General features: G+C 39.9%; 12 protein-coding genes. 4 read left to right on the plus strand and 8 right to left on the minus strand.

The window, feature by feature from the left end; genetic code table 11:
• The first annotated feature begins 52 nt into the window (after positions 1-52).
• Both LEP1GSC192_RS12600 and LEP1GSC192_RS12605 read left to right on the plus strand, forming a co-directional pair.
• Positions 53-913, plus strand: coding sequence for a methylated-DNA--[protein]-cysteine S-methyltransferase (locus tag LEP1GSC192_RS12600; protein WP_020770518.1), 861 nt, complete (start codon positions 53-55; stop codon positions 911-913).
• Positions 910-1,512: an alpha-ketoglutarate-dependent dioxygenase AlkB gene (locus tag LEP1GSC192_RS12605; protein ID WP_020770508.1), complete on the plus strand. Its 603-nt coding sequence runs from the start codon at positions 910-912 to the stop codon at positions 1,510-1,512. Before LEP1GSC192_RS12600 ends, LEP1GSC192_RS12605 begins: the two co-directional genes overlap by 4 nt.
• On the opposite strand, the gene LEP1GSC192_RS12610 is transcribed toward LEP1GSC192_RS12605, so the two are convergent.
• Together LEP1GSC192_RS12610 and LEP1GSC192_RS12615 are read right to left on the minus strand one after the other, a co-directional pair.
• Positions 1,506-2,558, minus strand: a complete 1,053-nt coding sequence (locus LEP1GSC192_RS12610) for a questin oxidase family protein (protein WP_020770323.1) — start codon at positions 2,556-2,558, stop codon at positions 1,506-1,508. The genes LEP1GSC192_RS12605 and LEP1GSC192_RS12610 overlap by 7 nt on opposite strands.
• A gap of 32 nt (positions 2,559-2,590) precedes the next feature.
• The gene (locus tag LEP1GSC192_RS12615; RefSeq protein WP_020770529.1) at positions 2,591-3,610 is read right to left on the minus strand and encodes an MBL fold metallo-hydrolase; all 1,020 of its coding nucleotides are present in this window, start codon (positions 3,608-3,610) and stop codon (positions 2,591-2,593) included.
• A 69-nt stretch (positions 3,611-3,679) separates the two neighbouring features.
• On the opposite strand from LEP1GSC192_RS12615, the gene LEP1GSC192_RS12620 reads away from it, so the two are divergent.
• Positions 3,680-4,267, plus strand: a complete 588-nt coding sequence (locus LEP1GSC192_RS12620; RefSeq protein ID WP_020770452.1) for a YdeI family protein — start codon at positions 3,680-3,682, stop codon at positions 4,265-4,267.
• Positions 4,268-4,347: 80 nt separating this feature from the next.
• On the opposite strand, the gene LEP1GSC192_RS12625 is transcribed toward LEP1GSC192_RS12620, so the two are convergent.
• The 6 genes from LEP1GSC192_RS12625 to LEP1GSC192_RS12645 all read right to left on the minus strand — a co-directional run bounded on the left by LEP1GSC192_RS12625 (position 4,348) and on the right by LEP1GSC192_RS12645 (position 12,102).
• Positions 4,348-6,402: an ATP-binding protein gene (locus LEP1GSC192_RS12625; protein ID WP_020770499.1), complete on the minus strand. Its 2,055-nt coding sequence runs from the start codon at positions 6,400-6,402 to the stop codon at positions 4,348-4,350.
• A 123-nt stretch (positions 6,403-6,525) separates the two neighbouring features.
• Positions 6,526-6,966: a DUF1761 domain-containing protein gene (locus tag LEP1GSC192_RS12630; RefSeq protein WP_020770305.1), complete on the minus strand. Its 441-nt coding sequence runs from the start codon at positions 6,964-6,966 to the stop codon at positions 6,526-6,528.
• Between the two features lie 48 nt (positions 6,967-7,014).
• On the minus strand, positions 7,015-7,245 hold the full coding sequence (locus LEP1GSC192_RS20075; RefSeq protein WP_020770440.1) for a cyclic nucleotide-binding domain-containing protein: 231 nt from the start codon (positions 7,243-7,245) through the stop codon (positions 7,015-7,017).
• Between the two features lie 2 nt (positions 7,246-7,247).
• Positions 7,248-7,541 (minus strand): ion channel, encoded by a 294-nt coding sequence (locus tag LEP1GSC192_RS20215; protein WP_052005230.1) that lies wholly within the window; start codon positions 7,539-7,541, stop codon positions 7,248-7,250.
• A gap of 287 nt (positions 7,542-7,828) precedes the next feature.
• Positions 7,829-9,967 carry a 7TM diverse intracellular signaling domain-containing protein gene (locus tag LEP1GSC192_RS12640; protein ID WP_020770441.1) on the minus strand — a complete coding sequence of 713 codons (2,139 nt, stop codon included), beginning with the start codon at positions 9,965-9,967 and terminating at the stop codon, positions 7,829-7,831.
• Positions 9,968-10,017: 50 nt separating this feature from the next.
• Positions 10,018-12,102 (minus strand): 7TM diverse intracellular signaling domain-containing protein, encoded by a 2,085-nt coding sequence (locus LEP1GSC192_RS12645; protein ID WP_020770460.1) that lies wholly within the window; start codon positions 12,100-12,102, stop codon positions 10,018-10,020.
• A 66-nt stretch (positions 12,103-12,168) separates the two neighbouring features.
• On the opposite strand from LEP1GSC192_RS12645, the gene LEP1GSC192_RS12650 reads away from it, so the two are divergent.
• A complete protein-coding gene (locus tag LEP1GSC192_RS12650; RefSeq protein ID WP_020770404.1) occupies positions 12,169-12,618 on the plus strand; it encodes an SRPBCC domain-containing protein in 450 nt (149 codons plus the stop codon).
• The last annotated feature ends 2 nt before the right edge of the window (positions 12,619-12,620 follow it).

A 12,620-nucleotide genomic window follows, 5' to 3' on the forward strand; every position in this document is an offset into this window, starting at 1 on the left:
ACAGCAAGTATCGGGTTTCTAGTTTTATCCGTCCTGTTTATACTTTGGAAACATGAAAGGACAACAAAACACTGACTTCGATAGGATCTCGGAAGCGATCTTTTATCTACGTAAGAATTTTAAAATACAACCGAGCCTGGAAGATGTGGCAAACAAACTAAGGCTTAGCCCTCATCATTTCCAAAGAATGTTCACCGACTGGGCCGGAGTAAGTCCGAAAAAGTTTTTACAATATACTACTTTGGAATACGCGAAAGGATTATTGAAGAAGAACGGTTCCTCCCTATTGGATGCCGCCTTGGACTCGGGACTTTCCGGAACAGGAAGATTACACGATCTGTTTATCAATATCGAAGGAATGACCCCGGGAGAATATAAGAACGGAGGAAAGGATCTTTCGATTAATTACAGTTACGCGGAATGCCCCTTTGGCAAAATATTGGTGGCCTCCACTCCAAAAGGAATTTGTTATATTTCATTTTTCGAAAATGAAAAGAGGGTTTTCCAAGAGCTAAAGTCCCTTTTTCCGAATGCAACGTATCACCAAACCGTTGATATGATCCAACAAAATGCTTTATTCATATTCACTCATGATTGGAGTCAATTAGGTAAGATCAAATTACACCTAAAAGGTACGGACTTTCAACTCAAAGTATGGGAAACACTTTTGAAAATCCCGATGGGAAAACTTTCCACCTACGGACAATTAGGAGAACAAATTGGAAATCCTAAAGCGACAAGGGCGATAGGCACCGCAATCGGAAACAACCCGGTTGCTTTCCTTATTCCTTGCCATAGAGTGATCCGTTCTTCCGGGGAGTTCGGAGTATACCATTGGGGAGATTCCCGTAAAGTAGCAATGATCGGTTGGGAAGCCGCCAAGACGGATATGATCAACAGGAACGATCTATGAATTTATTCCGAGAAGAAGCGTATAGAAATCTTTTACCTTATGAAGGGTTTGTACGGTATTTTGGTCCAGTTCTTGCTAAATCTTCGGCGGACGGTTACTTGGATGTACTTCTAAAGGACATACCTTGGAAAAATGACGAAGCTATTATATTCGGAAAACATATTATCACCAAAAGAATGGTAGCTTGGTATGGGGACGCGGATTATCAATATACTTATTCCAATACGACTAAGAAGGCACTCCCTTGGACAAAATGGCTTTCGGATCTTAAAACTTTAACGGAAGAGATCACCGGGACCAAATTTAATTCCTGCTTACTCAATCTATACAATAATGGACAAGAAGGAATGGCATGGCATAGTGACGACGAAAAAGCATTAGGAAAAAATTCCACAATCGCGTCCTTGTCGTTCGGAGCGGAAAGGAAATTTTACTTTAAACATAAGTCCACGAAAGAACAAATTTCCTTACTATTGGAACATGGAAGTTTATTGATCATGAAAGGGGAAACTCAAGAATTTTGGCTACACAGTTTGCCTAAAACCAAATCGATCCAACAACCTAGGATCAATCTGACATTTAGAACAATGCTCTATTGAGGTAACGGTTCCAGATATTTTCGAACCAAACGGGCAGCGGCATAGTATGCGGGAGAAGGATTATATTCGTATTCTTTCAGACATACTTCCGTAAATTTGATCGCATGTTCGTCTCCATGTTCTATAGCTCTTTCTATCATCTCTTGCCTGGATTCATTCTCCGATTTTTCAGGCAGTTTCAGATCCGATCTTTTACCGAATGTAGAAAACAACGCCGCCCCGGATTGCCAGGAATATCTTAAAACCGATTTCTTTTCGTATTCATTCAAAAACGGTAATATACTTCTAAGAGCCGACGCACTTGTGACAGAATGGATAAAAACGATCGCTGAAAGTGTATCCTCTACATTATTCAAGACTACTCTAGAAAAAACTTCCGACAAACCGGAGATAATTTCTTCCGGTTCGTCCGACACATTCAAATATCCGATCACCGGTGCAAAATTTTCGTATTCTCCCAATCCTTGTAGCGAAGAAACGATCGTACCTGAAAAATTTTTGGATTCCTCGGGAATAAAATCCACCTTTTGGATGGCGTCTTCCGGTTGTAAACCCAGTAAAGAATCGAAAGAAGTAGGCAATTCCAAATAAGCAGAAGCCCAAACTGCCAAGCCGGAAGCGAGTTCCCTCTTTTTACGTTTAGTTTCCTTTCTAGAAAGACTTCGGACCGCATGTCCGGTACGGATCACCCCATGAGTAGCATCGGCACAGATACCCGGAGCAAGTTTGACAGCCCATTCGGAGAGAGTATTCTGCCAAGAACCTCCCTCTAACTCAGCATTAAAAAATATTTCCCATTCCGGATAAGTATCAGGAATCCCTAAAAATGTTTTCCAGTCTCCGCCGTAAATTTTGTTCCTAGGTTTCTTTTTCTCCATGAACTGATTTCCATATCTTTCCAACCAAGGAAAGATACTGTCTTTTTTCCCCATGGTGAGTAATGCCTCACAGGCCATGGGAGCATGATTACTTAATCCGTTTTTCAGATCGGGACCGAAAGGTTCCAAAAATACCAAAATTTTTTCCAGGGTTTCCTCATCATCCATTATAACCACCTTGATACTTGCAAACCAGTATATTAAAATAACAGAATACTTTCGAAACCTCTTAGGATCTTAAATTGGATCCCGTCCTGAGACGTTTTCCGTATTATGAATTCCATTCCGGTTTTTACATCATCTCCTAAACTAAGATTAGGCTCCAAAGGTTGACTTAAGGGTTTAAAAAAGTTATCCCAATGTACGGGAATCACCATCTTGGGAGAAGTTTTAACAACTGTTTCTTCGTAATATTTAGTCTTAAATCCTTCTTCCTGCTTTCCTAACATCGCGATCCCTAAAAATACTACATCGGCTTTCAGGCCTTCCCAGGCATTCTCTATATAATTCGTGCTCCCTTTGATCAAGATGGAATGTTTTCCATGTTCCACTAAAAAATCGTAAGTCCCGCCTTCTATATAATCTTCCGCCTTAGCCGGTTGAGACAATACTTCCGTTAAATCCGGCCTGTTCGGATCCGCAGCATTCGTCTTTCCTAAAATTTTGAAAGGAGGAGTATGTTTCGAATTTAGTACGGTGATCTTAAACTTACCGATCTGGATCTTTTTACCCGGTTGAAATAAAGCCAACTGTTCGTCCGGGACTCCTCCTCCTTTTCCGATTTGAATGGTGGAAATAGAACCGTATAATTTTGCTCCGGTCTCTTTCGCGATAAAAGGAGAATCCATAGAATGATCGTAGTGAGAGTGACATACCAAGATCCCTTTTAACCGGTTTATACCTGCAAGAAGCATAACGTATTTGATCTCTTGTTCGTCGGACGAAATTTTAGAGAACATCGTACGAAAAAGAGAAGGCCTAGAAAAAAATCCGTCCGTTAAGATTTGCGTCTCTCCATCATCCAATAGGATGGAGCTGGTCCCTAAGAACACCGCTCTTACTTTTCCCTTAGGGATCTCGGAAGAAAGATCCTTTGGATCATTGCCTATAAAATGTTCCTTATAGTCCTGGATATTCGCTGAAGCAGTCAGACAGTTTTGCAATAATACGACCGCAGTCAAAAGACTAAAAAAACCGGACCTGGAACCTCTTTTGTTCATAATACCTGCCGAAAATAACTTTCATAAAGTTATATATACTTTAAACTTCTGCCAAGTAGAAATTTCCGAATGATAACAAAGTTCTTTAAGACCGGAAAGGAATTCCGCTCCTGGCTTTCCAAAAATCATAAAAAAGAGACCGAACTTCTTCTAGGATTTTATAAAACAAAATCCTCTAAAAAAGGAATTTCTTATGGAGAAGCGGTAGACCAAGCATTATGTTTCGGCTGGATAGACGGGATTAGAAAGAATATAGACGAAGAAAGTTATTCTGTCCGATTTACTCCCCGAAAGATAGGAAGTATTTGGAGTCAGGTTAACGTAAAACGTATACAAGCGCTGATACAAGAAGGTTTAGTTCAAGAGTCCGGCCTCCAAGCATTCCATTCCGAAAAGAAAAAAACCGCACAATATTCTTTCGAACAGACGAAAATAGAACTTCCTTTAGTATATAAAAAACAATTCCAAAAAGATATGAAGGCGTGGGAGTATTTTAATACGCAAGCCCCCTATTACCGGCGAACCTCCATTTGGTGGGTGATCAGCCCCAAAAAGGAAGAAACTAGACTTAAACGGTTGGATATTCTTATTTCCGATTCCAAATCTCAGAAGAGGATAGATGCGGTTACTTGGAAGAAAAAAGATCCTAAAAACTAGGCCGAACATTTTACGATATAAAAATCGGGTTTTTAGACGGTAATTCCTCTCAAAGAGACCGACTAGTTCGTTTCCCGGAATCACTTCAATTTTGGAACCTGCCCGGGCAAAGTGAAATAAAAGGTAGCGCCTTCTCCTTCTTTAGATTCTGCCCAGACCCTTCCACCATGACGAGAAGCGATCCTTTTTACTATTGCAAGACCTACTCCTGTGCCTTCAAAATCCGCATTGGAATGTAATCTTTGAAAGACCCCAAAAAGTTTATGATAATATTGCATATTAAAGCCTGCACCATTATCCTTAACGTAAAAAACGGTTTCTCCATTCGATCCCAATGAGCCTACCCGGATTATGGGCAATTCGATTTTTTTGGTATACTTGATCGCATTCGAGATAAGGTTCACCCAAAGTTGGCGAACGGCAGGTTGATCCGCCCTTATATTCGGAATATCTTCTATTTCGAATCGGATCTCTCTATTCGATTCTAAGTTTATTAATTCATTATATACTGCGACAGCCAGGTCCTTCATGGGAATTTCCCCTTCGGCAAGCTCCGTTCTTCCCAACCTGGAAAACTCCAGAAGGTCATCCACTAACTGCCCCATCTGCTTGGCATTTTCTAGAATTTTGCCGATAATTCTTTTCCCTTCCGCATCAAAATTCACTCCGTAATCTTCCATCAGGATCTGAGTAAATCCGCTGATCCCTCGGATTGGCGCTCTTAAATCGTGAGAGATCGAATAAGAAAAGGACTCCAATTCTTGATTGGCCAAAACCAATTGTTCCGTCCGAATTTTAACTCTCTCTTCCAGTTCGTTATTCAATAAACGGATCTCATTCTCCGCCTCTTTGCTAGCGGTAATGTCTTGATGGACCACAATCACTTCTAAGATATTTCCTGCAGTGTTTTTAACGGGATAAAGGAGCATTTGCAACCAACGGTGCCTTCCGGAACTCCCGATTAACTTAGGATCATAAGAAAAAGGTTCGGAGATCGCCGGCATTCCTCCGAATGCCTTCTCAACAAAAGGAAAGAATCCGGCTTCCTTTATCAGTGGATCTTTTAATATATTATAATCTACTAATACATCTCTCCTGGTATTCCACATTTCTTCCCAGGCGTAATTTGCTCCAGTGCAAATCCCTTCCGGATTATATGTCAAAACAGGATAAGGGAATTGTTCTATAATGGTCCTAAACCTATTCTCACTTTTGAATAGATCCATGGTCCTGGAATTCACCAACTTCTCTAATTCATGATTCAATTCCGATAATTTTCTCTCAGCTTCCGTCCTTGCTTTATCCGATTTTTCCAATTGATTGGCGACGAACCAAACCAAAACGAAAAAAGTAAGTATGATCCCGGTCATCAAGAAGCCTACTCCCAGTTCCAAACTGACAGGATTCAATTTATTCAAATAGATGCGGAAATAACCGAATAGAATCGGAATAACGATCAGGAACGGAATTAAAACCCGCGCTAAAATCCCCCCTGAAGTTTTGCTAGTAAAAACCTTCATAAATCCGAACTGTCCGTTGATCAATAGAAGGGCGAAGGCGAGTAGAATAAAACTAACGGCTGTATGAATAGCCATAGGAATATACGAAAGAATTCCGTAAAATTCCTGAACCTGATACAAGTAACCGATGAAGGAGAAAAGTCCGACCAGAAGGACCAAAATACATAGATAATTGGAAATTGAGTTGAATAGGTCCTTACGATAAGAACTTAAAAAAACGGCGGTTCCAAGCACAACAAAATCGAAAGCGGTATTCGGCGCCATTCGGTTCGGAACACCTTTTACGATATCCTTTGCTATCTTATCCGAAAAAAGAATGTTATCCATTCCCAAATCGAATCCGCTTGCGATCGAATACAATTTAGAAACGCCGACAAAAATGACAAATAACGCTATAAAACGTATAATGTTGCGCGACGTTTTTAGATCAGGCAGATTTAAATTGAGATAAAGTGCAAGTCCGATCAGAACGAAAGAAAATGCAGACATTGGATTCATTGCGACCATGGAAGCCCTGGGTCGTTTCAGGATCTCAATATCCAATAGCCATCCGAGAAGGACCAAAATTCCTATCAAAGAAGGAATAAAAATGAATACGTTATGCTTACTTTTCAAGAGGAACTTCCGGGGGCCCATCGGAAATAAATTTCGGATCTTAGATTAAGATATAAAAAGAGATCCCGATTTGGAATCCCTTTTTTTAAATATACTAGGTTGATTGAATTTCTTTCCGGAATTTTAACCCGGCCAAACCGCAAGAATTAGCCCTATAGCCGCTAAAGAAACCAAATTATACGCCGCATTGATAAAAAACAATTTCCAGGATCTAGATTCCCAAGCTACGGAACCCAAAAGCATCGGTACATAAAAACCTAGCCAAGTATAGAATGCGGCATAGGCTCCGTACATCCAAGCAGGTCCGTCTCCAGGAAGATTCCAAGAAGAAGGTTTCCAAACAAATAAACTATGAGCTAAAACATACGCGGTCAGAAAAGAACCTATGATCATGATGACCATCGATTTGATCATCTGCTTATTATCGGGTTGTAAATTTTCATAACCCATCTCTTTTGCCCAAACCTTCCCGAAGATCGGGCCGAACCAAAGGAATCCAATCACAATGTTTGCAAGAACTCCGACCAAAATTGCCAAATAATTTAGCGGTATTACCGGTAGCATAAAATCTCCTATTTCAGCCGGTGCTTTTTAGCAGAATCCATGATTCGGTCAAGTAATTTCGAAACCGATGTAAGAAAGAGAAGTTAAAGTTGTTATTTTTTCACATTGGCAACGGATTCTTCTATTGCGGATCTGAATTCCGAAAAATTTCTCCAGAGAATGATCGAAGTCCGACTTACTTAAAGTATAAATTTCACAGGCGCTCGTAGCTCGAACTGTCGCAGGTCTATGCTCGTCCGTTACCCAGGCCAACTCACCGAAAAACCGACCTTCTTGCAAATTCAGTAAAACCGTTTTATCCTTGCTTTCAGAAAAGAGTCCACTTGGGTCATTTTTTTCATTTGGGACGCTTTAGCTAGATCAATATTTTCTAATATACTTGCTATATTACCGATAACGGTTGCATACACGCCTGCGCCTAACATAATAACAAATATCGTATATATTCTTTGTATGTCCGTAGAGGGTGTGATATCACCGTATCCCACCGTGGCGATAGTAGTAACAATGCTCTGATATATTCGGACTGACCGGTCTGATAATTGCGGATCACTTGTGATCGCAAGACGACCCATTTACCTTCTTTATATTCGGGAGTGAAACAATTCCAAATGATATCCAACGCAAAGACTGAATCTATAAAAAAATAAACAGTCGTAAGAAGTATATTCTGATCGTAAGAAATAACGATCCGGAGAGGAGACTCCAAGGATGCCCAAAATATTCAAACGAATACGAGTATATCCCAATATACTCTAACACGATTATTCGAGCTTATCATATATTTTACCGAAAGAACTGATTTATATATCGGATCGAGTAAAGGCCTTTCGGCAGGGCCGCGTATGAAAAAGAAAGTAGGTTAACCTAAATATTCCAAAACGACCATAGCCATATCGTCGTGAGAACTTTGTTCCTCTTGAGTGAAATGTTGGATTTTTCCTATCACCGAATTACAAAATACTTCAGGCTCTAATTCGGAAAAGCTTTTGAGCAGATCTAAAAATCTATCATCTCCATAAAAGTCGCCTTCCCTCGATCTTGCTTCCGGAAGGCCGTCAGTGTATAGTATAAGTTTATCACCTTTACTTAATTCGGTTTTCAAAGTCTGATAATTCGGAGTGGATAGGAATTCATTGATCGCAATCCCGGCAGGACGATAGGTCTCATGTTTTCCACTGGATTTACGGATCAAGATCGCTTCCGGATGTCCGGCATTTGCGATTAGGATCCGTCCAGACTCAGGATAGAATGTGATCATGGTAGCAGTCACAAAATTTCCGTTCAGTTTCCCCATCAGCTGGGCTCTCATCTTTGCGAGCATGTACCCCGGATCACTTAAATAGTCGGACCAATCTGCAAGAGCCATCTTGACCATAGCCGCCACCATTGCTGCACCAGTTCCGTGTCCGGTAACATCGCAGATAAAGATCCCTATAGCTCTGCCTGTTCGATCGGAGATCAGATCGACAAAATCCCCTCCCACATGAAGCATCGGAATACATCTATATGCAATTCTTACATTATGCGCTTTAGGAAGAACGGAAGGTAAAAGTGAAAATTGTATCTTTCCGGCGATAGCAAGGTCCTTCTCGATCAATTTCGCCTTAGCTTCTATATCTAACTTTTGCTCTTCTATAGTTTTGGTCCTTTCTATCACTAAGGTTTCCAATGAATCGTTGAGAGTTTTTTGCATTTCCAGATTTTCTTTCTGGGCTTCGAAAATCTTACGTTGTGCGTCTTCTTTCTCTTTTTTCAGAATATTGATCTTATCAGCCAATGCAAAAGAGAATATCAAAGCGGACATGGAAGAGCCTATATATAATCCGTCATCCGCCCAATTGGAAACTCCGACCAAATTCGCGAATTTTAAAACAACAAACATTCCCGATATACATAAGAAACTGAATGCCAATAAAAAATATCTTGCGGGTCTATAATTTTTAAAAAAACAAATTGAGGCGGCAATCAAGACCAAAGAAGGAGCAAGAATACTCAGAGCAAGACTTACTTTTACGGTAAACTCCGGAGGTAAAAATAGTGGAGAGAAAGTCAGAAGAGCATGGATCACCCAAGTGAAATGCAAAGAATAATTCAAATAACGATTTATATTTTCCGCGGTATTCAAAAACTTTTGGGCGAATAAAACCAAAGAAGACATACATATCCCGGTAAAGACCACGTACAAATTCCTCTGTAGATCCGGATATTCCGACCAAAGGTATTGGAACCCGTGACCGGTAAGAACTAATTGTATCCCAAAAAAACCGAAAATATTAGTCACGAAAAACAGATAGCTGATATCGCGAGTAGATAAGAATATCAATAAATGATAAAGGATCATCACGCACATGATCCCGTAATATAACCCAAGACCCAAATGTACATCCGCGTTTTGATGATAGAAAGTCTCGGGATCCCAAAGGATCAATGGAAACACCAACCCCCCGCTTGTGTTCAACTTCAGATAAAAAGTGCGGGTCTGTTCCGGTTGGAATTCCAAAGTATAAATAAAATTCCTATGATTGACTTTTCGGACAGGATAAGGAAAGGCCATCCCACTCGAATTGACTAACTCTTGTTTACCGGAAGAATCTTCCCCATAAAAGTCCACCCGATCTATATTCGTATAGTCAACTTCTAAAATTTTTCGGATCTGTGTCTTTTCTGGGTTTTTAAGGGTAATCCTGATCCAATAATCGAAGTTAGTTTGTCCGAAGTTCAGCGGATCCATATCCGATTTTTTGAATTTAGCCGAATATTCCGCGGAAGAGACCCTTTCAATCCCTAAACCCTTATTAGGATCTTCTAAAAAATAGACCTCAGTACTAATTCTTTTACGTTCTATCTGGGAAGATAATGGAATGGCCTCCTGCGATAATAAAGACGAGGCCGAAAAACATAAAATTAGAACGAAAGCCCGGTAAAGATCCATGGGAATACTTTTGTAGGAATATTTTACTCCTCCCTTCTTTAGGAAAGAATAAAATAGTCCTTTCAAGTTCCCAATAGCGGATGATTTCTCAGTACATGATGTCGGTTCGGAGCCGGTTATTCTTCGACTTCTTCCAATTTCCGATCGTGAGTAACCGGATATAAACGTTTTAAGTAAAGTTGAGTGGCCTTGTCATCCGGGAAGATCGAGATTACGTTCTCAAACTGTTGTTTTGCTTCTTCGAATGAGTTGGAATAAAATGCCTTTACACCCTTTTCGTAGGATTCTTTGGTCTTTAATTTCAGATCCTGGTGTTGAGGTTCGTCTCCGTCGAACACTTCATAAACGGAAACAGGCCTTTGTTTACCCTTTACTTTAACTCTATCCAAAAAGCGGAAATGGAATTTGCCGTCTTTTTTTACTTCTTCTATCGTACTTTCACTGACAGCAATTCTGGAACCGTATACTTTAGTAAGACTTTCTATCCTAGAGGCAAGATTGACCGTGTCGGAAATTACCGTACCTTCCAACCTTTCTTCCGCGCCTATTGTTCCTAACATTAAGGAGCCTGAATGAATACCGACACCTATCTGGATAGGAATATAACCTTGGCGATGTCTATGTTCATTATATTCCTTTAGGTATCTCTGCATTTCCACACCGGCGGAAACGGCATCTATTACGTTTCTTTGAAATAAGGCCATGATCGCATCGCCGATAAATTTATCTATAAATCCGTTATGTCTTTGGATGATAGGACTCATCCTACTTAAATAAGAATTAATAAAATTAAAATTTTCTGCCGGAGTCATTTGTTCGGACAAAGTGGTAAAAGAACGGATATCGCTGAATAGAACAGCCATCTCTTTCTGGATCTGATCCCCAAGTCTTACATCCAAAATGGAGTCTTTTCCTAAATTGGCTAAAAAGTCTTTCGGAACGAATCTAGCGTAAGACTCAGTGAGTATCTTTTGCATTTCCAAAGTCCTTGCCTGGGCTTCTTCCTTTTCCTTTTTCATAATATTGATACGGTCCGCCAAAGCGATGGAAAGAAGAATAACCTCCATAGTAGAACCCAGATACAATCCGTATTCGGTCAAGAAGGTAGAACCCAAAACATTGATAAAACGAAGGACCACTACCGTTCCTGAAATGGTAAGAACAGTGAAAGCCAAAAGAAAATAACGTGCCGGACGGAACTTTTTCAAGAAGCTGATCACGGTAGCGGTAGGAATAAAGATCAGAACCGGAAGGGTCAGGACCAACGCTAATTTTACCGTAATCTCCGGAGGTAAAACCAAAGGAGTCAGAACGATCAATCCATGGGCGACAATCAGGGCCTTCATGGATTTATCCAACCATTTCGGAACATTTTCCTTTGTATTCAAAAACCTTTTTGTAAATAGGAGAACGGAGGCCATACAGATCCCCGTAAATACTACGTAAAAATTCCTTTGTAAAAACGGAAATGTTGGCCATAGGTATTGGAAACCATGCCCCGTGAGCACCATCTGTATCCCTAAAAAACCGAGGATATAACATACGTAGTAAAAATAGCTTACATCTCTTACGGAGAAAAAGATAAAAATATTATAGAGGATCATTACGATCATCACTCCATAATATAAACCTAAACCATGCTGCACATCGGCGTTGTATTGCGAGAAGGTCTCCTTATCCCAAAGTGTAAGAGGAATATTCAAACCACCGCTGGTCCATGTCATCAAATAATAAGTTTTTTGTTGCCCGGGTTGTAGATCGATCTGATAAACGAAATTGCGATTTTTGAAACTTCTGGCAGAAAAAGGAAAAAGCATCCCGCTTTCTTCTTTAGAATAAGTTCCATCCAGATTAGGTTTATAAAATTGTACTATATCAATATTACTGTAATTTATCTCGATCAATTTGGAAACGGATTCAGGAGTATCGTTTTCAAAACTTAATCGAAACCAGTAATTATAATTCAATTGGCCGAAATCCAAAGAATCCTTATCGGATTTGATAAATTTTGATCCCACATCGGGCTTGGTAATATCTTCGAAAGTTAATTTCCTTTCCGGGTCTTCCAGATAATAAACTCCCTTACCCAAAGGTAGTCGTTCAATATCTTTGCTAACGCGTATTTTATCATCTGCTGATAAAGAAGAACCCACCAATAACGCGGTGAAAACGATATAGAGAATAAAACTTTTACAATTCATAATTTACCAAATTTTAAACATTTATTAGATGGACATTTTTCAGATAGAACATCAGATATGTGACGAATGAATCCTCAAACAATCGTCACCTCGATAGAAATCCAGGCATCCCCTGAAAAAATTTGGAGCATTTTTACCGATTTCCCTAAATTTCCTTCCTGGAATCCTTTCTTAAAAAGGATCCTCGGCAAACCAGCGAAAGGCGGAACGATTATTGTTTTCGATTATTATTTTACGGGAGTGTATCTACCAACCAAAGCGTTGATATACGAACTCACCGACTCTAAATCCATATCCTGGAAAGGAGCCTTTCCTCTCTTTTTCAAATATATGTTTGCCGGAGATCATCGATTCACTTTCGAAAAGATAACTCCCGGCCGCACCAAATTCAGTCATACTGCGATCTTAACCGGGATCATGCCTTCTTTATTTAATTCGCATATCCAAACCGCAGTACGTAATTCACATATAAAAATGAATCAAAAATTAAAAGAGTTAAGCGAAGATAATTTCTGATT

The organism is Leptospira sp. B5-022 (assembly GCF_000347035.1).
GTDB classification, from domain to species: Bacteria; Spirochaetota; Leptospiria; order Leptospirales; family Leptospiraceae; genus Leptospira_B; species Leptospira_B cinconiae.